Source organism: Oscillibacter sp. 1-3, assembly GCF_000403435.2.
Classification (GTDB): Bacteria; Bacillota; Clostridia; order Oscillospirales; family Oscillospiraceae; genus Oscillibacter.
This window is the reverse complement of the sequence record NZ_KE159707.1, coordinates 768,291-789,087: the sequence shown is the minus strand read 5'-3', so window position 1 is coordinate 789,087 and position 20,797 is coordinate 768,291. Positions and strand designations below refer to the sequence as shown.

Genomic DNA, 20,797 nt, shown 5'->3' with positions numbered 1-20,797 from the left:
TTTTTGGAAATTTTCACATTTCCCCTTGACAAATCTGAAACTTGTGCTATTGTATTAGTTACATAATACAGACATACAGATGCACAGGAGGTAAGCGATGTTATGGCAGTTTAGCGGCGACGCCCCCATCTACTCACAGCTGATCGAGCAGATCAAGGTGGGCATCGTCTCCGGCGTGTTTCCGCCGGGGGAGCGCCTTCCATCGGTGCGGGACCTGGCCACGGAGGCCGGGGTCAACCCCAACACCATGCAGCGGGCGCTGACGGAGCTGGAGCGGGACGGTCTGGTGTACAGCCAGCGGACCGCGGGGAGATTTGTGACGGAGGACAAGGCAATGATCGAAACGGCAAAGCGCGCCCTGGCGGAACGGCATATCACCGCCTTTCTGGACGCCATGACCCGCCTGGGCTACCAGCGGGAGGAAGTCATCAACATGCTGCGGCAGGAGATCACGGAAGGAGGGAACGGCGATGTCAGTCTTGCAGTGTAACGGCCTGAGCAAGCGCTACGGCAAGGCCCCGGCTCTGGAGCAGGTGAGCCTCGCCATCGAGCCGGGCCGCATCGTGGGACTGCTGGGCCCCAACGGCAGCGGCAAGACCACCCTCATCAAGCTGGCCAACGGCCTGCTGACCCCCAGCGAGGGGGAGATCCTCATCTGCGGCGCCGCCCCCGGCCGGGCCACCCACAGCCTGGTGAGCTACCTGCCGGAGCGCACCTGCATCCCCACCTGGATGTCCGCCCGGCAGCTGCTGGACTTCTACGGCGATTTCTACCCCGATTTCCGCCGGGACGCGGCGGAGGAGATGCTCCAGCACCTGGACATCTCTCCCGCCCAGCGGGTGAAGCAGATGTCCAAGGGCACCCGGGAGAAGGTCCAGCTCATCATGGTCATGAGCCGCCAGGCAAAGCTGTATCTTCTGGATGAGCCCATCGGCGGCGTGGACCCGGCCACCCGGGACTACATCCTCTCCACCATCATCAGCAACTACAACCCCGAGGCGGCGGTGGTCATCTCCACCCATCTGATCTCCGACGTGGAGAAGGTGCTGGACGAGGTGATTTTCATCAACCGGGGTCAGGTGATGCTCCAGTCCTCCGTGGACGAGATCCGGGAGGAGAAGGGCATGAGCGTGGACGCGCTGTTCCGGGAGGTGTTCAAATGCTGAGGAAACTCTTAAAGCACGAGTTCCGGGCCACCGGGCGCATCATGCTGCCGGTGACCGGCATCCTGCTGGCCACGTCCGTGGCCGCCAACCTCTCCCTGCGGTATCTGCTGGACAGCCGCGCCTGGTTTTTCAGCATGCTGGGCATCCTGCTGCTGACCGCCTTCGGCTTTGCCATCTTCGGCGTGTTCATCGTATCCTTTGTGCTGATGATCCAGCGGTTTTACAAGAACCTCCTCCAGGACGAGGGCTATGTGATGCTGACACTGCCGGTATCCATCCACCAGCACATCTGGTCCAAACTCATTGTGTCCTCCGTGTGGTTCATCATCACCGGCCTGGCGGTCATTCTGGCCTGCTGTATCACGGCCTTTGACATCACCATTATCAAAGAAATCCTCCAGGGCCTGGGGGAGCTGTTCCAGGAGCTGCGGAAGGTCCAGGCCTACTATGCCATCAACGGCACGGCCATCCTCATGGAGCTGATCGCGCTGGCATTTTTGAGTCTGGTGGCCATGTGCCTCCAGTTCTACGCCGCCCTGGCGGCCGGCCACAGCCTTCCCAGCCACAAGATGGCCTGGTCGGTGGCCTGGTACTTCGGTCTCCAGTTCGCCTTCCAGATCATCGCGTTCAGCGGCATCAACATTCTGGACCAGATCGGCTTTTTCAACTGGGGCATCTTCTACCCCGAAATCCACCTGGACGCTATGGCGGGGATTCACATCGGGCTGTTTCTGCTGATCTTCGTCACCGTGGTCTACGGCGCGGTTTTTTACGGCATCACCACGTTTTTCTTGAAAAAGCGCCTGAACCTGGAGTAAACTGTCCATAACGCGTCCGCGGGCCGGAGGCGCTCTCCGGCCCGCCCTGTTTTGGAGGATTCCATGGCCTTTTTTGAGACTGTTTCAAAAGAGCTTCTTCTGACCTTTACCACGGCAATGGTGCCGGTGGTGGAGCTGCGGGGAGCCATTCCCCTGGGCATCGCCGCGGGACTGCCCCCGGCCCTGGCCTGCGCCGCGGCCATTCTGGGCAATCTGGTGCCGGCGCCCCTCATCATCCTGCTGGCCCGCCGCATGGCGGACTTTCTCCGGGGCACCCGGTTTTTCGGCCCCAGGATCGACTGGCTGGAGCGCCGGGCCCACCTCAAGGGGCGGCTGGTGCGGAAGTACCGCCTGCTGGGGCTGGTGATTCTGGTGGGCATCCCCCTGCCGGGCACCGGGGCCTGGACCGGGTCCCTGGTGGCGGCGGTGCTGAACATCCGGATGCGCCACGCCCTGCCGGCCATCCTGCTGGGGCTGATTATGGCGGGCCTGATTACCACCGCCCTGACACTGGGGATCGTTCACCTCTTGTAGTCACGTTTTTTAAGGAGGATATATCATGAAAAAATATACCGCTGTGCTTTTCTGCGCCGTCTGCGCCCTGGCAATGACCCTGCTGCTGTCCGGCTGTCTTCCCGCGTTTTTGATGATGCAGTCCGTGCCGGACGAGGCGCTGGAAAAGGAGATGGAGGAGAAGTGGGAGGACGCCTGGAGCGAGCTGGACAAGACCTGGAGCGAGCTGGATGACGACTGGAGCGCCAAATCCCACTACTGGCAGGTCCTGGACGCCGAGGGCCGGGAGGTCTGCCTCATCAAGGGCGAGGAGGCCGTCCAACGGGTGGACGATTTGGTTGAGGACGACATGGAGTGGGCGGAAGTCTCCGGCGTGGAGGACGCGGCGCCGCTGTACACCTACGTGTTCATGCAGCAGAAGACGCTCCTGGCGGGACAGGACCCGGAGACGGAGCGGGAGTACGAGGAGGTACTGCGCTTCACGGTCTATGAGGGCACGGACGTGATGTCCATGACGGTTCTAAAGAGCCTGGGGGACTCTCTGCCCTCCTCCGTGGTGGATTGGGAGGACATTCTGACAATCCACGCCAAGCCCCCGGCGGAGACGGCGGAGGCCCTGCGGGACCCGGCCCAATTTACGCAAAGCGAATAAGCGACGCGCCCGCCGTTCAGGCGGGCGCGTTTTTCAGAAGTCGTGCCGTTCCCCGCAGCCGATTCCAAGGTCCTCCAGCAGGCGGACAATGGCCTCGATTCGGTGGAAGCAGTTTTCGTCGGAGAGCGTGTCGTCCGCCAGAATGTCCCGGATTCGCAGCAGCGCCCGGCTGCTGGCGTCCGAGACCAGACAGCGGTAGAATTCCCGTTCCGCCCGATCATCCATAAAAATCACCTCATCCCAATTCTACCATATTTTCCGCAATTACGCAAGCGCGTATACGCAACTGCGCATAAACGGATACCATACCAGCGAGGTGATTGGTATGGGTGTAAAAGACGCCGTTACAGCGCGGTTCGCAGACATCTGCCGTCAGCGCAAAATGAAATACAATGAACTGGCGGTGCGGGCCGGCGTCACACCCTCTACGGTCTACAGCATGATGGACCCCGCACGCAGGGATGTCTCGATCACTACCATCAAAATCCTATGCGACGGACTGGATATGTCTCTGGCGGAGTTCTTCTCCGGCCCGGAGTTCGGGCATCTGGAGCAGGAGATTCAGTGACATCTCCTGCTCCAGATGCCGCAAACGCCCTTGCCTGCTGCAGGGAGGCGCCCTCCCCGCAGTAGGGGCCGGGCTCTGTCCCGGCCCGTCCGCCAAACCCCCGGCGCTTTCATGAAAACGGGCGGGGACAGACCTCCGCCCCTGCAAGGCCGCAGCCGCAAACCAAAATTTCGGATGGTAAAATGCGCGGTTGAACACTTCCATGCAGAGGCGGGCACTTGATGAACCCGGGAAAACATGCTATACTGAAAAATACTGTCAATACTACCTGTGAATTCCGGCGCCCTTTCATTCGGGGCCGCCGCTGAAAAGGAGAGACCCCCCATGGAAAACAAGAAGTTCTATATCACCACCCCCATCTACTACCCCTCGGACAAGCTCCACATCGGCCACACCTACTGCACCGTGGCCACCGACACCCTGGCCCGCTATCACCGCCTCCGGGGCGAGGAGGTCATGTTCCTCACCGGCACCGACGAGCACGGCCAGAAGATCGAGGACAAGGCCCGGGAGGCCGGCGTCACCCCCAAGGAGTTTGTGGACCGCATCGTGGAGGGAAGCGGCGGCGTACTGGACCTGTGGAAGCTGATGAACATCTCCAACGACCGCTTCATCCGCACCACCGACGACTATCACGTGAAGTCCATCCAGTATATCTTCCGCAAAATGCATGACAACGGCGACATCTACAAGGGGACCTACAAGGGCAAGTACTGCAAGCCCTGCGAGTCCTTCTGGACCGAAAGCCAGCTGAAAGACGGCTGCTGCCCCGACTGCGGACGGGCGGTAACGGACGCCGAGGAGGAGGCCTACTTCTTCCGCCTGTCCAAATACGCCGGCCGCATCCGGGACCTGCTGGAGAACACCGACTTCCTGGAGCCCCGCTCCCGGGTCAACGAGATGGTGAAGAACTTCATTGACCCCGGGCTGGAGGACCTGTGCGTCTCCCGCACCAGCTTCTCCTGGGGCATCCCCGTGGACTTTGACCCCGGCCATGTGGTCTACGTCTGGGTGGACGCCCTCAGCAACTATATCACCGCCCTGGGCTACGGCAACGACCGCTACGACGACTACGAAAAGGGCTGGTGGCCCGGCGTGAACATCGTGGGCAAGGAGATTGTGCGGTTCCACTCCATCATCTGGCCCGCCATGCTCATGAGCCTGGGCGAGCCCCTGCCGAAAAAGGTCTTCGGCCACGGCTGGCTGCTGCTGGACGGCGGCAAGATGTCAAAGTCCAAGGGCAACGTGGTGGACCCCTATATCCTGGCCGAAAAGTTTGGCGTGGACGCCCTGCGCTTCTTCCTCATGCGTACCTTCCCCTTCGGCTCCGACGGCAGCTTCTCCAACGAGCTGCTGATTCAGACCATCAACAACGACCTGGCCAACGACCTGGGAAACCTCGTCAGCCGCACCACCGCCATGACGGGCAAGTATTTCGGCGGACAGCTGCCCGCCGGGTGCCGTGACTGGGCCAGCCCGGAGCCCTGGGACGCGGAGCTGCAAAACGCCGTCACGGCCCTGCGGGACGCCTACGAGAGGGACATGGAGGCCTTCGCCCCCCACAAGGCCCTGGAGGACATATTCAGGGTCATCCAGCGGGCCAACAAGTATATCGACGAGAACGCCCCCTGGAAGCTGTCCAAGAACATGGAGGCCAACGCCCCCCGTTTGGCTCACGTCCTGTACACCCTGCTGGAGGTCACGCGCATCTGCGGCGTGCTGCTGACGCCCTTCATGCCGGACTCCATGGAGAAGCTCTTTGCCCAGACCGGCGCTCCTGCGGAGGGTCGCACCTGGGACAGCGCCGCGAAGTGGGGCGCTCTGCCGGAGGACGCCGCCGTCAACAAGGGGGAGAATCTGTTCCCCCGGGTGGACATGGACAAGGCTCTGGAGGAGCTGGAGGCTGCCGCCCAAGCCGCCAGGGAGGACGCCGCCCGGCCGGACATTGCGCTCGAGCCCCAGCTGACGGAGAAGGTGGACTTCGAAACCTTCTGCAAAAGCGACTTCCGGGTGGTGAAGGTGAAGGCCTGCGACGCCGTGAAAAAGAGCGCGAAGCTCCTGCGCTTCACCCTGGACGACGGCACCGGTGTGGACCGGCAGATCCTCTCCGGCATTCATCAGTGGTACGAGCCGGAGGAGCTGGTGGGAAAGACCCTGGTTGCTATTGTCAATCTGCCGCCCCGGAAGATGATGGGTCTGGAGAGCAACGGTATGCTGATCTCCGCCGTTCACACGGAGAAGGGGGAGGAGGCCCTGCACCTTTTGATGGTGGACGACGCCATCCCCGCCGGGGCCAAGCTCTGCTGAGAGGTTTCCTATGCGTCTGCAAAGCGCGATTTTTGATATGGACGGCACTTTACTGGACTCCATGCACATCTGGCGGGAGATCGGCCCCCGGATGCTCCGGGCCCGGGGCATCGAGCCCGCCCCGGACCTGGGGGAGCGGCTGAAAACCATGGCCGCCCGCCAGGGCGCGGCCTACTGCAAGGAGGCGTATGGCCTGCCGGAGACGGTGGATGAGGTCTACGCCCAGATCGAGGTCCAGGTAAAGCGCTTTTATGAAAACGAGGTAACGGCCAAGCCCGGTGTGAAAACCCTCCTCTCCCTTTTGAAAATGGAGGGCGTCTGGATGTACGTGGCCACCGCCACGGACCGCCATCTGGCGGAGGAGGCCCTCCGGCATGCCGGTATTCGGGACTACTTCCGCGGGCTGGTCACCTCCGCCGAGACCGGTGTGGGAAAGGACGTAAGTCCGGAGATCTACGAGCGGGCCATGCGGCGGCTGCGGTCCAACAAGAAGGACACCGTCATCTTCGAGGACGCCCTCCACGCCATCCGCACCGCCAAGACGGCGGGTTTCCGGGTGGCGGCCATCTACGACCCCTCCGCCGAGGAGGATCAGGAGGAAATCCGGACGCTGGCGGACTACTACTTCCGCTCCTTTGAGGAGCTGTCTGAGGCCAGCACGCTGGAATAAAAATTTGACGGGCGATGCCCGTCAAATTTTTTTCCAGCCGCTGTAACGTTTGCCTCTCCAGGGGGGATATATAAGGTGAAAGGAGGGGAGAACCATGGATGACATGAGTGATATTTACCAGCGCCACGCCCAGACCGTCTACAAGTTTCTCCTCGCCAAAACCCATGACTCGGATCTGGCGGAGGAGCTGACCCAGGAGACCTTTTACCAGGCGGTGCGCTCCGCGAATCGGTTTGACGGCGGGTGCAAGGTCTCCGTTTGGCTCTGCCAGATTGCAAAGCACCTGTGGTACCAGCACCTGCGCAGACACAAACGGGAGACCCCCATGCCGGAGGAGGCGCCGGAGGTCCCTGCCCCCTCGGCGGAGGAGGGCCTGCTGGAGCGGGAGGGCCAGTTGGATCTGCTGCGGCTGATCCACGACCTGCCGGCGGCGCCCCGGGAGGTGGTGTACCTCCGGGCCTTCGGCGGTCTCAGCTTTCGGGAGATCGGGGATGTCATGGGCCGGACGGAGACCTGGGCCCGGGTGACCTTTTACCGGACAAAGGAAAGACTGCGGAACGGAGGAGTGAACGATGAGAAATGATCTGACCTGCGCGGTGGTGCGGGACCTGCTGCCAAACTACGTGGAGGGACTGACCTCAGAGGAGACGGGGCAGGCGGTGGAGCGGCACCTGCGCTCCTGCCCGGACTGCGCCGCGAAACAGGCGGCCATGGTGGGTCCTGAGCTGGCCTCCAGGCTGGAGGAGGAGCGCAAGGAGCTGGACTACCTCAAGCGGGTGAAGCGGCGGAGCCGGTTTCGCCTTGCGGCGGCGGTGGTGTGTACGGTGCTGGTAATCGCGGGGGGCTTTGCCGCCAAGATTTTTCTCATCGGCACCCCCATCCAGCCCCAGACCTATGCCCTGCGTCACTATGTGGACGAGGAGAATCTGCTGCACCTGCTCATCGACTGCGTGAATTCCGCCTGGGCCTATTACGGCTGGGAGATTGACGAGGAGGACGGCGTTGTGGAGATCTTTGGCCGGTCTGTCACGGTCTCCCCGGTCCACAGCGAGGGCTGTGGCCGCCTGACTGTGGACCTGGAGGGCGTCCAGGAGGTCCGGCTCTGCGGCGAAACGGTCTACCAGGACGGCGTGCTCATCCAGCGGGGAACCATGGAGCGCTATGAGGCCCGGACCCCTTACGCGGGAGACGCCCCGGCCCTAGGCCGGGCGGCGGCGGCCGTGGGCCTGGATGAGCAGAACTGGAACTACACCTCGGAGCTCCACACCAGTGCGCGTCCCTACCGCTGGACCGTCAACTTCCAAGATCACTGGGGCGACACCTCCGCCAGCTGGCTGATGCGCTGCTATTACGGCCCTCAGATGCTGGCGCTGGTGGACAATCTGGACGAGGTGGGCTGGACCTATACCACCGCCACCTCCTCGGGCAAGACCTTCTGCCAGGGGGTGCTGACCCTGGAGGAGGCCGACCTCTATCTGGCCGAGCTCCTGGCCCGCAGCGACTGCGATGAACAGTGGAAGAAATTGACGAGCGTGAAGGACTTCGCCGCCACCCCCGCCGGGATGCAGGTGCTGTATGACCTGCTGTGGGACAGATTGTCCTACCAGTCCTGATCCAATGAAAGCAGCGGGACGGCTCTGCCGTCCCGCTCAGACTGTCGAAAAACTACCAGCCAGAATAAAAAGGCTTCCGATAATGCGGGGGAGCGCGAGGGGGCAGCGCCCGCCTCGTATTGGATCAAATGTCTGTAAACGGCTGCACCGCAGCCGTTTATGGAGCGAAGCGACAGATTTTCCAATCGTCAAGCGATTGGAAAATCGAGACATTGTCAGGTTGTCGAAACAGTCCCGTTGGACTTTTTCGATAACCTGAGCGGGACGGCTCTGCCGTCCCGCTGCTGATTTCCAATATAGGGAGCGGTCCTCCCGCCGGAATCTGTTTCTCAGCTGTTCCAGTCCACGTCGTAGGTGCGCTCTACCGTAAATCCGCTGAGATTTCCACTGGAGATGTCGAAGTTCAGGTCGTACTTGTACTCCAGGCCGTAGTGCAGCCACATCACCTCGTTTCCGGTCCAGTCGGGGTACATCTCCCCGGCCTTCTCCCGGGTCAGTTCAGTGACCGGCACGCCGTCGAAGGAAATCGTCTCCAGAACGCTCTCATCGTCCTCGGCGGCCATGTTCAGCTCCAGCCGGGCAATCACCGCCTGTCCCAGAGGGACCGCCTCCTCCGTCGCCAGGGAGATCGTGAAGGACATGTTGTCCGTCACCTTCATGCTGCCGCCGGTGTAGTAGGCGTTGGCCTCCAGCTGCGTGGCGGAATCTACGGTAACCCGATTATAATTCTCGTCCACCCAGGATACGTCCAGCCCCTCGTCCAGCAGGGTCTGGAGGGTGGTCTCTCCCACCCGGATCTCTTTGCCGTTTACGCTGACGGGCAGCAGCGCTTCCTCCGCCTCGCTCCCGCCGTCCGCCTGCCCGCAGGCGGACAGGAGCAGCATGAGCGCCGTCAGCAGCAAACCAAGCAGAGCGCGTGTCTTTTTTGTATTCATGGTTCGGTATGCTCCTTTTATTTTTCCCTCCACAGGGTTTCCGCCTTCGGGCAGTACCGGGCAATCAGGTCCTTCGCCGTCTGCAGCTGCTCCCAGCTGGCCAGATACACCCGGTCCGGCCCCTGCCTGGCCGCGGCAGTGTCCTTCCGATAATCTACCGTCAGGGAGACCCCGGCGCCGACCTTCCGGCGCATCCGGACGCCGCCGCTCTTGCAGTGCACCCGGACCGTCTCCTCCCGCGCACCCAGCTTTTCCATATCCGCCGTCCGATAGATCTGGCAGACGTCCCTGAAGTAGAGCCAGAAATCCGGCCCCGCCAGCAGCCGGGCGGGAAACCTGTCCTCAAAGGTGTTGAGAAAATCCGTTCTGCCGAAATCCTGCCGGGCAAACGCCTCCTGGTCGGAGGGCGAAAGCGCCGAAAGGGCTTTTTCGAAGCTCTTCCGCACGCTCTTCATGGTGGCGGCCCGGCTGGTCAGGAGCACGCACAGCCAGATGAATCCCGCGATGCCCGCCCCGATGGGCAGATGCACCCGCAGCACGTAGGTCCACTCGTAGCCCGCGCCGAAGCCCAGAGCCGTCATGCCCGCCACGGCCGCCGCCATCCAGATGTAGTACATTCTCCGCTGTCTGCCCCGGAAGGATTTCCACACCGGCTCAAAATCCCGGAGCTCCCTGTCCAGCCATTCCCGCAGCGTCCCGCTCATCGCAATCCGTCCTTTCCGCAACAAGCCTGCACGAAAAACGGGCCGGCGCCCCAGTTCGGGCAATGGAAAATCATCATCTCTTGGTCTGCCTTCTTTCTTTGAGTTTTGATTCCAACAGAGCCCCGCGGGGCGGGAGACGCGCCCCCGCCCGGGGCCTGTTGGAAACACAAAAAGCAGGACCGAGTTTTCACCTCAGCCCCGCATAAAATGCACACACGGCAAAATCCCCATTCAGCCTTGAAATTATGGGCTGAACCGGGTATAATGCTCTTGTGGTGCGAATATATTCGCTGTGCTGAGTGCTGATCTCACTCGTACAGGGCCGCAGGGTGTTCCTACCACCTTGCGGCCTGCCGCTTTTGTGTTTCCGGGCTTATTTTACTCTATCGCGGAAAAAATTGCAATAGCCTTTTCCCCGAAATTTGGAGGAGGCAGGGATTCGCAGCAGCAGGCAACCCGCCCGCTATGTTGGATCGGGCAAAAGCTCACATTGGCCCTTTTCGGCAGACATCCCTTCATACTCCTCCAGCAAATGGACAAACTCCTGCCGCCGCTCGTCCCGGCTGCGGAGCTGGAGCCGGTCCAGCAAAGGCACCAGCACAGAGAGCTCCGCCTCCGTCAGCTCCGCCGTCAGCCAGCGGAAGTAAAACGCCTCCGCCTCCGCCTCCACCTTGGCCTCCCGCAGGGCGTCGCCCTTTTCGGTGACAAAGAGCTCCTTGCGCCGCTTGTCCGCCGCGCTGGTGCGGCGGACAATATAGCCTGCCTCCTCCAGCTTCGCCGCCCGGCGGGCAATGGTGCTCTTGTCCAGGCAGTACAGCCGCCGCAGCTCCTCCTGGGTGACGCCGGGGCGGTGGCGCACGGTGTGGATCATGTCGTAGTCACTGAGGCTCAGGTCCGTGTTGCCCAGCGCCTGGGCCACGAACCGCTGGGCGTCCCGGTCAATCTTCCGGATGCGGCGCCGGGTGGGGTCCATGCCATCGCCTCCCTTCTGTTTTTTGTATCATACAGGAGCGAACGCTGTCCGTCAATTCCGCGGGGACAATTTCGACGCTTTGCGCAAATCGTTGCAATGCGCAACGATTTCGCTTGACTTCCCGCAGGCAGGCAGCTATGATAGAGTTGTCGGGAGGGTTGGGAAGTCTCCCGCGCCGCGGACATGTTCAAAATACGCAAAGAGCGCGCCAGGGCCGATCACCCTGGCGCGCCTGATTTTTGACTTTGTATTCACAGGCGTAAAACGCCGCCCGGACAGGTCCTTTCGCCCATTCAGCATTTCCCGCCTTTGAATACAGTCTTACTCCGCAGAGATGGGGAATACGATGCCGCCCACGGAGATGCTCGCCAGCTCCTCCAGGGGGATGATCTCCTCCAGCACCTGGCCCTTGCTGCAGACGGTGACGCCGTTTCCGGGGCGGAGGCTGCCGCCGGAGGTGCTGAGGTCAATGACTGTGCCGTCGGCCTTGGTCAGCAGGATCTCCACGTTTTCCAGATACCGCTGGGACTGGCGGGCGTCCTCGGGGGCCTGCCGTCCGCTCCCGCTGTTGGACCAGACCACCTCCGTGTCCGCGGTGTAGTTCACCTTCACCGCCACGGGGGAGACGCTGATGCCGTCAATGGTGAAGACCAGCCCGTCCTGAGAGAAGGTCTCGCCGCCGCCCATGCGGACGGAGCAGTCCTCATAGTTCACCTCAAAGCGGAACTTCCACCGGCCCTCATACAGCAGCTCATCCCGCTCCGTCTCGTGATCCCAATAGCGCAGGTCCTGGAAGTCCACCGCCGCGGTGCCGTGGCTCATGGGCGCGTCGGAGGAGACGGTCTCCACCATCTGGATCATGTTGTCCTCCGGGTCCTGGTCCACAAACCAGCTGGTGCCGTGGGTGCCGCCCTTGACCCAGCTGCTGCCGAAGCCGCCCATCATCAGATAGGTCTCGTCCAGCCCCTTGCCCTCCGGCAGGAAGCGTTCTCCGTCCTCCCGGGCGAGGGTGTAGACGATGACGGCGTTGTACTCGTCGCCCATGATGGCGTCGGCGGAGAGGGTGATGCCGTTATCGGTGGCGGAGGCCCCGATGGGATGGCCGATCTTGTCAATGACCTCCGTCTGGGCAACGCTGCCGCCGAAGAGAGGGGTAAATACGTCGATGGGACTGGGGAGAACGCCTGCGGCGCCGGCTCCCACCGCCAGCATCACTGCCGCCGCCGCGGCGATGACCGCCATTTTACCAAAGGGCCTGCGGGTGCGGCGGGCCGCCTGCCGGGAGGCCGCCTTCGCGGCTTCCGCCGCCAGCCGCGCTCTCTGCTCCGGGGTGAAGCGAAGAGTTTCCATGCTCTGCTTATACTCAGACAGATTGCTCATAGTCCATTCCTCCTAAAATCTCTTTCAGCCTGGTCCGGCCCCGGGCCAGACGGGTGTGGACGGTGGCGGTGGGCACGCCCAGAATCTCCCCGATCTCCGCGGCTGTATAGCCCTCGTAGTAGCAGAGGTAGATCACCGCCCGGTAGTGGGGCGGCAGGGTGTTTACCGCCGAGAGGACAGAGCCGTCCTCCGCCTCCGGGGCGGGGACCTGGAGGCCGTCCTCTAAGGGGCGGGTACGCTGGCGCCAGGGGCTTTTCAGGATGTCCTTGCAGGCGTTGGAGGCCATGCGCAGGATATAGGCCCGCTCATGGGCGGGGCTCTCGAAGCTCCGGGGCTCCGTCAGGAGCTTGACAAAGACGGTCTGGCACACGTCCTGGGCGTCCTGTGTATTTTTCAGATAAGTGTAACTCAGGCGGAGAATCGCGTCGGCGTAAGTCTCCGCCAGACGTTCCGCTTGCTGGCTGTAATTCATTTGACTTCAACTCCTTTGAAGCGCGCTCATATAGGGTACGATTGAGCGGGGGAAATACTTTCACCCTATGGAAAAAATTTTTTCAAGCGCCGGAATTTGGGCTGGTATAGCCCGGTCAGGGGATGGGAGCGTCTCCTTTGCGGATTTTATGCAGGGGCCGGACTCTGTCCCGGCCCCTGCATAGCCGCAGAAAAAAATCACGGATGATAAAATCTCCGGTTGAATGTTTCCCAGAAGATCTCCCCTTGCGCCTCCGCCGCCGGAGTGCTAGAATACAGCTATCATACCACACCCCCAGCGAAAAAAGGAGCGCCTATGAAGAAACTGTTACCCCTGCTGCTGGCTCTGGCCCTGCTGCTGTCCGGCTGCGCACGGCGCGAGGACGCCCCGCCGGACCCGGTACAAGACCCGTCCCCCGGGACGGAGGAGCCCTCCGGCCCCGGCGGATACCCCTTAGAGCTGGACATCCTGCGCATTGAGATCTGCCGCGGCGGCCTCGGCTCTGAGAGGCTGATGGAGGCCGCCCGGACGCTTCCGGAGCTGCTGCGGTCCACCCTGGCGGAAAACCAATCCATTATTGCGGACACTGTACAGCTCACCATCGGCTCCTCCCCCGCCGCCACGGTGCAGGCGCTGAATGCGGGCGCAGTGGACATCGCCATCCTGCCCGCCGAGGGCTTTGCCGGACAGGAGACGGAGGCGGCGGTGCTGCTGGCCTCCGGCCCCGGCGCCAATGAGAGCCCTCTGTGGGCGGACAGCAGCGGGGCCTTCCAGGCCTCCATCTGCGCCGCCCCCACGGACTACGGTCTGAATCTGGCCGCCCGGGCCGGCAAGGAGGGCGACCTGCCCACCTGGGAGGAGATGAACCGCGCCCGCTGGGGCCTGCTGGAGCAAGATTCCCTGCCGGGCCGCCGGGCGGTTGACCTGTGGCTGGCGGACAGCTTCGAGGGAAATACCACGGCGAATCTCTCTCATGTCACAGTGTACGGGGACTTTGATCATCTGATCCAGGCGGCGGAGGCCGGGGAGATCGACGTGTTTCCCCGGGACGACAGCGATCCGGCGGCGCGGAGCGGGGACACGGCGGAATTCCTGAACGAAAAGGTCTTCTCTCTGGGCCAAACGGAGCGGTTTTACGACATGGTGCTGGCGGTTTCCCCTGAGCGGGAGGACCTGTCCGCCCCGGCGCTGAATCTGAAAGACCCGCTGATGTATACCCTGACCCAGCTCTGCTTCTACGACGGCACCCAGACCAATGCGGACGGCACTCCCCTTTTTTCGGGAGTAAGCTTTGACCGGGAGACCCGGCTGCTGTGCCAGGACGTCTTCGGCCCGTACCGCTACGGCTGGGCGGAGGACAAGGACCTGGACGCCGCCCGCCGCCTGCTGACCCTGGAGGGCCATACGGCGGATTGACAAGAGCGCTAAAAGGAGCCGCGAAAGCGGCTCCTTTTTTGGGGCAGGCACGCAATAGAGGACGAGGGACGCTTTGCAGTCCTCCGGGCGGCAAAGGCGCTCTCAACCTCTGAATTCTACGATCCTGAAAAGGAATTTCGCGCCTTGCGAGGCGCGGCCCGTGGCTTTGCCCCGGGTCCCCACCGCCTTTGTAGAGGCTGGCGAAACTTTTATCTGCGCTTCGCGCTCTTTTCCCATTTCGCCGTTGCGCCGCCGCCTGATCTGGGGTATACTATTACAATCTATGGAAACACTGGAGGTTCTCCCCATGAAACTGATGGCCATTGACGGAAACAGCATCATCAACCGGGCCTACTACGGCATCCGGCCCCTGACTACCCGGGACGGGCTCTACACCCACGCCGTCTTCGGCTTTCTCACCACCCTTCTGCGGCTCATGGGGGAGGAGCGCCCCGACGCGGTGTGCGTCACCTTTGACGTTCACGCCCCCACCTTCCGCCACACGGCGGACGCGGCCTACAAGGCCACCCGCAAGCCCATGCCGGAGGAGCTGCGGATGCAGATGCCGGTTTTGAAGGAGGTGCTGGACGCGCTGAACATCCCCCGCTGGGAGCTCACAGGCTGGGAGGCCGACGATCTGCTGGGCACCATCTCCCGCAAATGCGAGGCCGATGGCTGGGAGTGCGTGGTGGTCACCGGGGACAAGGACAGCCTCCAGCTGATTACGGACCGCACCAAAGTAAAGCTGGTCTCCACCCGCATGGGCCAGACCACCACCAAGGACATGACCCCGGAGACTTTCCGGGAGCAGTACGGCTTTGACCCCGTCCACATGATCGACCTCAAGGCCCTGATGGGGGACGCCTCCGACAACATCCCCGGCGTCAAGGGCGTGGGGGAGAAGACCGCCATGGGCCTGATCCGGATGTACGGCTCCATCGACCGCCTGTACGCCCAGCTGCCGGACATTCTCTCCGCGCCGGAGACCCCCGCCAGGCCGGGCCTCGTCAAAAAACTGACGGAGGGGGAGGCGTCCGCCCGCCACTCCCAGTGGCTGGCCACGATTGTCACCGACGCGCCGCTGGAGTTCGCCCCGGAGGACAATTTGGTGAAGGCTCCCGGTCCCGCGGCCTATCCCCTGTTTTTGAAGCTGGAATTTGCCAAGCTGATTGAGAAGTTCGGTCTGACGCCGGAGACCGCCCCGGCGGCGGAACGGGCGGATTTGACCGCCGCTGTGGAGCAGGTGGCGGACCCCGCCCGGGCCGCGGAGCTGATGGAGCTGTGGCGGGGGGCGGAGTGCGTGTCCGTCACCGCCCTGCCGGATCTCCAGGCGCTGGCGGTGGAGTGCCGGACCGGGCCGGACAGCGCGCTTTTGGCTGACCTGCGGTTCTCCCGGTACCAGGGAGAGTGGAACGCCCTGCTGGCGGATCTCTTTTCGGCGGACGTCCCCAAGGCCGCCCACAACGTCAAGGATTTGATGCGGGTCCTGCTGGAAAACGGCCTTCCGGCGGAGGGCTTCGTCTTTGACACGGCCCTGGCGGCCTACCTGCTGGACGCCACAGCGGGGAGCTACGACCTCCCCCGCCTCTTCGTCTCTTATTATAATGAGGAGCTTCCAAAGCCCCTCTTCCTGGAGCCGGACGCCTTCTCCCCCCTGGGTGAGACGGCGGAGGTGGCCGCGTCGCTGTACAGCCACACCTCCGCCGTGACGGCCCTGCAAAAGACCCTGGGCGAAAAGCTCCGGGAGAGGGACATGGAGCGGCTGTTCGCGGAGATCGAGCTGCCCCTGTGCCGGGTGCTGGCGGAGATGGAGCTGGCGGGCTGCAGGGTCGACCGAAAGGCCCTGGCGGATTTCGGCGAAATGCTGGCCGCCCGGACGGCAGAGCTGGAAAAGACCGTCTATGACCTGGCCGGGGAGAAATTCAACATCAACTCCCCCAAGCAGCTGGGGGAGATCCTCTTCGGTAAGCTGGGCCTGCCCCACGGCAAGAAGACCAAGACCGGCTGGTCCACCAACGCCGACGTGCTGGAAAATCTCCGGTACGAGGCCCCCATCGTGGGGGCGGTGCTGGAGTACCGTCAGTACGCCAAGCTGAAATCCACCTATGCCGAAGGCCTTTTGAAGGCCCTGGACGCGGACGGCCGGGTGCGCACCAGCTTCCAGATGACCGTTACCGCCACGGGGCGTCTGAGCTCCACGGAGCCCAACCTCCAGAACATCCCCACCCGCACGGACCTGGGCAGTGAGATCCGGAAGATGTTCATCCCGGCGGAGGGCTGCGTCCTGGTGGACGCGGACTACTCCCAGATCGAGCTGCGGCTGCTGGCCCACGTCTCCGGGGACGAGGCCATGCGCGCGGCCTTCCTGGCGGGGGGCGACTTCCACGCCGAGACCGCCGCCAAGGTCTTCCACGTGGACCGGGCCGACGTGACCCAGGAGATGCGCCGCGGCGCCAAAGCGGTGAACTTCGGCATCGTCTACGGCATCTCCCCCTTCTCCCTCAGTCAGGACCTGGGCGTCACCACAGCGGAGGCCAAGGCCTATATGGACGGCTACTTCGCCGCCTTCCCCGGCGTGCGGAGGTATATGGACGACGTGGTGTCCCAGGCCAGGGAGGCGGGGTACGTGGAAACCCTCTTCCACCGGCGGCGGGAATTGCCGGAGCTGAAATCCTCCAAGTTCGCTCTGCGCTCCTTCGGGGAGCGGGTGGCGCTGAATATGCCCATTCAGGGCGCGGCGGCGGACGTGATGAAGCTGGCCATGATTGCCGTATGGAAACGGCTGAAAGCCGAGGGCCTGGAGGCCCGGCTGGTGCTCCAGGTCCACGACGAGCTGATTGTGGAGTGTCCCGCGGGCGAGGCGGAACGTGCGGCAACGCTGCTGGAGGAGGAGATGGAGAACGTGGTCCGCCTCTCCGTCCCGCTGACGGCGGAGGCCCACTGGGGAAAAAACTGGCTGGAGGCGAAGGGATGACAAGAGAGGGGCAGAAGAAGATTCGGGAGCGGGAAAAACTCCTGAAAAAGGCCATGGGAAAGGCCTGCCGGGAGACCGGGAAGCGGCGGGGCTGGAAAACCGTCCGGGGACATCAGTACCGGGTGCGGGACAACCTGCTGGATGTGCTGATCGTGATGCCCTCTTCCTTTGACAGCCAGATCCTGAAGGCCAATTTTTACTGCAAGCCCCCGGCGCTGGACGAGATGTACTGGAAGGTGTTCCGCATGGCGGAGGAGGCGGCGGAGCAGCCCTTCAGCTTCCACGTCTGGGGCGCGTTTACGGCCCGGGGCCTGTGGCTCCCCGCCTGGCAGGAGCGCCTGTCCGGGCCGGAGGACCTGGAATCCGCCGTGGAGGCCATCTTTGACCGGGCGGAGGCCCTGGCGGCGGAGAACGTCTTTCCGGATCTGGCCGCCTACCGGGCCCGGCTGGAGGCGGAGGAGCGGCCGAAAGTCCTGGAGATCATTCTCCGCCTCCTCTGCGAGGAGAACTATCTCCGGGCCATGGCGCTCATTGAGGAGAATCTGGCCAGGGGTGAGAGCGGCGGCTTCTCCCGGGAGGGCGGACGCCGGAGTATTCTGGAGGACGCCCGGGACTACTGCGCCGCCCGTCTGGCAGAGCGGATCTCCGGGGGGACCGCTCCATGACGGGGACCTTCGGCTTTTCCTATGTGGGCGCCGTCTTTCTGCTGTGCCTGCTGGTCCCCAACGTGCTGTGGACCCGGTACAGGCCCCGGGACTACGCCCCCTCGGGGGAGAGCCGCCCTCTGCTGGCGATGGAGCGGACGGGACAGGTGTGGGTCACCTGTGCCGCCCTGGTCTTTCAGGACTTCAACCTCCGCCCCTGGACCCCCTGGTCCTGGTGGCTCATCGGGGCGGCGGCGCTGATGGTCCTCTACGAGCTCTGGTGGCTGCGGTATTTCCGCAGCGAGCACACTATGGCGGATTTCACCTCCGGCCTGCCGGGCGTCCCCGTGGCGGGGGCCGCGCTGCCGGTGGCGGCCTTTTTTCTGCTGGGCATTTACGGCCGGGCCGTCTGGATGCTCCCGGGCGTGACGGTCCTGGGCATCGGGCATATCGGCATCCACCTCCGCCACAGGCGGGAGATCAGAAAGGAAACGAACATATGAGCGAGAATATGCGCGTGCGCATCGTCCCCATGACGGCGGACCATCTGGACGCGGTGGCGGCTCTGGAGCGGATCTGCTTCTCGGACCCCTGGTCCCGCGGTCTCCTGGCGGCGGAGCTGGACAACGACCTCTCCGCCTTTCTGGTGGCCCTGGACAGCGAGGACCAGGTGGCGGGCTACGCCGGCCTCCAGGTCGTCCTGGACGAGGGCACCGTCACCAACATCGCCGTGCGGCCGGACTGCCGCCGCCGGGGCGTGGCCAGCCAGCTCCTCCAGGTGTTTTTGAACTTCGCCCAGGGGAACCATCTGGCCTTTTTGACATTGGAGGTCCGGGCCTCCAACTACGACGCCATCGCCCTCTATGGAAGCCGGGGCTTTCGCAGCGCGGGGCGGCGGAAGAACTACTACGAGCACCCAAGAGAGGATGCCATCATCATGACCCGGAACTTCTCCGCCCCCCCGGCGGAGGCGGGAGAGGAGGCGTGCCCATGAAGATCCTGGCCTTCGAGTCCACCTGCGACGAGACTGCGGCGGCGGTGGTGGAGGACGGGCGGCGGGTCCTGTCCGACATCGTCGCCTCCCAGGCGGACATGCACGCCCTCTACGGCGGCGTGGTACCGGAGATCGCCTCCCGGAAGCACGTGGAGGTCATCGCCGCCCTGGCGGAGCAGGCGCTGGCGCAGGCGGACTGTACCCGGGCCGGCATTGACGCCGTAGCCGCCAGCTACGCCCCCGGGCTCATCGGCGCAGTGCTGGTGGGGCTGAGCTTTGCCAAATCCGTGGCCTTCGGCCTGGGGGTGCCCCTGATTCCCGTCCACCACGTCCGAGGGCACATCGCCGCCAACTACATCGCCTTCCCGGACTTGGAGCCCCCCTTCCTGACCCTGGCCATCTCCGGCGGCAACACGCTGATTGTGGACGTGCGGGACTACACGGACATGGAAATCCTGGGCTCCACCCGGGACGACGCCGCGGGGGAGTGCTTTGACAAGGCGGCCCGGGTGCTGGGCCTCAGCTACCCCGGCGGAAAGCCCATAGACCAGCTGGCGCAGCAGTCCCAGGGCGGCGTCTACGCCCTGCCCCACGCCCAGGTGGACGGCGCGCCGCTGGACATGAGCTTTTCCGGCCTGAAAACGGCGGTGGTGAATCTGGCCCACCACGCCCGGCAGGTGGACGGGGAACTGGACCGGGCCGCGCTGGCCCGGGATTTTACCCAGGCCGTCAGCGACACCCTGGTGCCCAGGACCATGGAGGCCGCCCGGCGGACGGGACGCCGGACCATTGTGGCCGCCGGCGGCGTGGCCGCCAACTCCGTCATCCGTTCCGATCTGGAGCGGGCCTGCGAGGAGGCGGGCTGCCGGCTGTATCTGCCGCCCCTGTCCCTGTGCGGGGACAACGGCGCCATGATCGGCGCCCAGGGCTATTATGAGTATCTGGCGGGGAATACGGCTGGAATGGAGCTGAACGCCTACGCCACCCGGGACATCTCCCAGGCCGCTCCCTAAGGTCCTGTTTCAAGCCGCTTTGAAAGAGGACTCCAAGGTTTTGTGAAAAAGCAGTGAATTTTCTGCGGGGATTGCATACAAAGAGTCCCCCGCGCCCGTCAGGCAGGGCGCGGGGGACTCTCTTTCTTTACATCCGATATTATTTTTTTGTATAATGAGGACGCCGTCCATCGGAAAATGCAAAAACAGCGGGAGAATCTGCGGAGGAAATTCACTTTATGTAAAATAAATTTGGATTTTGAAAAAACCGGGAGTTACGTTGCAGGATGTGGAAAAACTCATCAAAAATCCTTGTATCAACTGCAGGCCAAAGAACACAGGTGTGTGGAAAACTCTGTGGAGAATGTGAATAACTCCTCGTAGTAAAAGATTATCTACATTGTTATGTAAACTAAATATTTTTGTGGATTTTGATTTTCTCTGCCGGGAAAGCCAAAAATATCTGGTTTTTTAGCGAAATTTTCAGGAGAATCTCCCCTATCTTTTTCGACTGTTTTCGAGCAGACCTCTCAGAATTCCCGTAAAGGTGACAAACCACCAAAAGTCAAAATGCAGGAAATCCTTCAAATATACAATCTGTATTATACGCTCCAGTGTGAATATCCAGCCCTTGACAGCGGTTTTTGGTAGGCTTATAATATCTCCATTCACTGTGGGCGTCCGGAGGGGGCGCTCCACAAAAACAAAGGAGGAAGAACATGAACCACACAAGAAGATGGCTGGCCATCCTGCTGGCCCTGGTCCTAACCCTTGGTGTCATGCCCATGGCCCTGGCTGACGAGCCCGCCGGCACCACCGCCCCCGCCGATACCACCGCCCCTGCCGACCCCGAGAAGAAGGACGGAGAGACCACCCCTGCCGACCCCGAGAAGAAGGACGGAGAGACCACCCCCGCCGACCCTGAGAAGAAGGACGGGGAGACCACCCCCGCCGACCCTGAGAAGAAGGACGGGGAGACCACTCCCGCCGACCCTGAGAAGAAGGA

General features: G+C 62.9%; 22 protein-coding genes and 1 pseudogene. 17 read left to right on the top strand and 6 right to left on the bottom strand.

The window, feature by feature from the left end; translation table 11 throughout:
- Positions 1-97 precede the first annotated feature (97 nt).
- The 5 genes from C816_RS10300 (at position 98) to C816_RS10280 (ending at position 3,149) form a co-directional block, all read left to right on the top strand.
- Entirely contained in the window at positions 98-490 is a 393-nt protein-coding gene (locus C816_RS10300) for a GntR family transcriptional regulator (RefSeq protein ID WP_016322339.1), read from the top strand.
- Positions 471-1,166, top strand: coding sequence for an ABC transporter ATP-binding protein (locus tag C816_RS10295; RefSeq protein ID WP_016322338.1), 696 nt, complete (start codon positions 471-473; stop codon positions 1,164-1,166). The genes C816_RS10300 and C816_RS10295 overlap by 20 nt, the downstream gene beginning before the upstream one ends.
- A complete protein-coding gene (locus tag C816_RS21805) occupies positions 1,160-1,984 on the top strand; it encodes a hypothetical protein (RefSeq protein WP_016322337.1) in 825 nt (274 codons plus the stop codon). The genes C816_RS10295 and C816_RS21805 overlap by 7 nt, the downstream gene beginning before the upstream one ends.
- A 63-nt stretch (positions 1,985-2,047) precedes the next feature.
- Positions 2,048-2,518: a COG2426 family protein gene (locus C816_RS10285; RefSeq protein WP_016322336.1), complete on the top strand. Its 471-nt coding sequence runs from the start codon at positions 2,048-2,050 to the stop codon at positions 2,516-2,518.
- A gap of 25 nt (positions 2,519-2,543) precedes the next feature.
- Positions 2,544-3,149 (top strand): hypothetical protein, encoded by a 606-nt coding sequence (locus tag C816_RS10280; protein ID WP_016322335.1) that lies wholly within the window; start codon positions 2,544-2,546, stop codon positions 3,147-3,149.
- 33 nt (positions 3,150-3,182) lie between these two features.
- On the opposite strand, the gene C816_RS10275 is transcribed toward C816_RS10280, so the two are convergent.
- Complete coding sequence (locus tag C816_RS10275; protein WP_016322334.1) at positions 3,183-3,374, bottom strand: hypothetical protein; 192 nt, start codon at positions 3,372-3,374, stop codon at positions 3,183-3,185.
- A gap of 100 nt (positions 3,375-3,474) precedes the next feature.
- On the opposite strand from C816_RS10275, the gene C816_RS10270 reads away from it, so the two are divergent.
- From C816_RS10270 to C816_RS21800, 5 genes are all read left to right on the top strand, one after another.
- Positions 3,475-3,717, top strand: coding sequence for a helix-turn-helix domain-containing protein (locus C816_RS10270; RefSeq protein ID WP_016322333.1), 243 nt, complete (start codon positions 3,475-3,477; stop codon positions 3,715-3,717).
- 324 nt (positions 3,718-4,041) lie between these two features.
- Entirely contained in the window at positions 4,042-6,024 is a 1,983-nt protein-coding gene (gene metG / locus C816_RS10265) for a methionine--tRNA ligase (protein ID WP_016322332.1), read from the top strand.
- 10 nt (positions 6,025-6,034) lie between these two features.
- A complete protein-coding gene (locus C816_RS10260; protein WP_016322331.1) occupies positions 6,035-6,694 on the top strand; it encodes an HAD family hydrolase in 660 nt (219 codons plus the stop codon).
- Between the two features lie 94 nt (positions 6,695-6,788).
- Positions 6,789-7,277, top strand: coding sequence for an RNA polymerase sigma factor (locus C816_RS10255; protein ID WP_016322330.1), 489 nt, complete (start codon positions 6,789-6,791; stop codon positions 7,275-7,277).
- Positions 7,267-8,307, top strand: coding sequence for a zf-HC2 domain-containing protein (locus C816_RS21800; RefSeq protein WP_016322329.1), 1,041 nt, complete (start codon positions 7,267-7,269; stop codon positions 8,305-8,307). Before C816_RS10255 ends, C816_RS21800 begins: the two co-directional genes overlap by 11 nt.
- 329 nt (positions 8,308-8,636) lie before the next feature.
- On the opposite strand, the gene C816_RS10245 is transcribed toward C816_RS21800, so the two are convergent.
- From C816_RS10245 to C816_RS10225, 5 genes are all read right to left on the bottom strand, one after another.
- Positions 8,637-9,242 carry a hypothetical protein gene (locus C816_RS10245; RefSeq protein WP_016322328.1) on the bottom strand — a complete coding sequence of 202 codons (606 nt, stop codon included), beginning with the start codon at positions 9,240-9,242 and terminating at the stop codon, positions 8,637-8,639.
- A gap of 17 nt (positions 9,243-9,259) precedes the next feature.
- Positions 9,260-9,946: a hypothetical protein gene (locus tag C816_RS10240; RefSeq protein WP_016322327.1), complete on the bottom strand. Its 687-nt coding sequence runs from the start codon at positions 9,944-9,946 to the stop codon at positions 9,260-9,262.
- 463 nt (positions 9,947-10,409) lie between these two features.
- Positions 10,410-10,919, bottom strand: a complete 510-nt coding sequence (locus C816_RS10235; protein WP_016322326.1) for a MarR family winged helix-turn-helix transcriptional regulator — start codon at positions 10,917-10,919, stop codon at positions 10,410-10,412.
- Between the two features lie 321 nt (positions 10,920-11,240).
- Positions 11,241-12,299, bottom strand: a complete 1,059-nt coding sequence (locus tag C816_RS21795) for a DUF4179 domain-containing protein (protein WP_016322325.1) — start codon at positions 12,297-12,299, stop codon at positions 11,241-11,243.
- Complete coding sequence (locus C816_RS10225; RefSeq protein ID WP_016322324.1) at positions 12,283-12,771, bottom strand: RNA polymerase sigma factor; 489 nt, start codon at positions 12,769-12,771, stop codon at positions 12,283-12,285. Before C816_RS10225 ends, C816_RS21795 begins: the two co-directional genes overlap by 17 nt.
- A gap of 315 nt (positions 12,772-13,086) precedes the next feature.
- Between C816_RS10225 and C816_RS10220 the strand changes: the two genes are divergently transcribed.
- The 7 genes and pseudogenes from C816_RS10220 to C816_RS24270 form a co-directional block, all read left to right on the top strand.
- On the top strand, positions 13,087-14,187 hold the full coding sequence (locus C816_RS10220) for a PhnD/SsuA/transferrin family substrate-binding protein (RefSeq protein WP_016322323.1): 1,101 nt from the start codon (positions 13,087-13,089) through the stop codon (positions 14,185-14,187).
- A gap of 307 nt (positions 14,188-14,494) precedes the next feature.
- Positions 14,495-17,161, top strand: coding sequence for a DNA polymerase I (gene polA / locus C816_RS10215; RefSeq protein WP_016322322.1), 2,667 nt, complete (start codon positions 14,495-14,497; stop codon positions 17,159-17,161).
- Entirely contained in the window at positions 17,158-17,826 is a 669-nt protein-coding gene (locus C816_RS10210; protein WP_016322321.1) for a hypothetical protein, read from the top strand. Before polA ends, C816_RS10210 begins: the two co-directional genes overlap by 4 nt.
- Positions 17,823-18,308, top strand: a complete 486-nt coding sequence (locus C816_RS10205; RefSeq protein ID WP_016322320.1) for a hypothetical protein — start codon at positions 17,823-17,825, stop codon at positions 18,306-18,308. Before C816_RS10210 ends, C816_RS10205 begins: the two co-directional genes overlap by 4 nt.
- Entirely contained in the window at positions 18,305-18,799 is a 495-nt protein-coding gene (rimI, locus tag C816_RS10200; protein WP_016322319.1) for a ribosomal protein S18-alanine N-acetyltransferase, read from the top strand. The genes C816_RS10205 and rimI overlap by 4 nt, the downstream gene beginning before the upstream one ends.
- Entirely contained in the window at positions 18,796-19,812 is a 1,017-nt protein-coding gene (tsaD, locus tag C816_RS10195; RefSeq protein WP_016322318.1) for a tRNA (adenosine(37)-N6)-threonylcarbamoyltransferase complex transferase subunit TsaD, read from the top strand. Before rimI ends, tsaD begins: the two co-directional genes overlap by 4 nt.
- Before the next feature lie 698 nt (positions 19,813-20,510).
- Positions 20,511-20,797, top strand: a pseudogene (locus tag C816_RS24270) (hypothetical protein); the annotation flags it as partial.